This is a genomic window from Streptococcus suis (assembly GCF_002960425.1).
Lineage (GTDB): Bacteria > Bacillota > Bacilli > Lactobacillales > Streptococcaceae > Streptococcus > Streptococcus suis_S.
The window spans coordinates 1-290 of sequence record NZ_POIZ01000041.1 but is presented as its reverse complement, the minus strand read 5'-3'; the positions used below and the strand labels follow the sequence as shown (position 1 = coordinate 290).

1 pseudogene is annotated in these 290 nt (G+C 39.7%); it reads right to left on the bottom strand.

Annotation, left to right across the window (positions count from 1 at the left end):
- Window positions 1–290 (bottom strand): annotated as a pseudogene (locus C1G57_RS11095) (IS5/IS1182 family transposase); the annotation flags it as partial.

Genomic DNA, 290 nt, shown 5'->3' with positions numbered 1-290 from the left:
TAAATGCGGGCTCCCTCTTTACTTGTCAATTCCTCTTTGACTAAGTTCTTGAAATAGTTCCACGTAGGATTATACTGAATTTGTTTGAGGTTTCCTTTTTCCGTCCGTGCTAATTTGTCTAACTCTTCACTAGCTTGTACTGGATCAGCTTCGTAAATCTTAATATCTCTCTCAAATCCATTCTGCTCCGTTCTTCGTGAATAATTCTTAAACGAGTAGACAACCCCATCTGGCTTTATCCACTGGTCAGAATCTTCTAGATAGGTCCAGTTTTCAGGATTGGCATCACT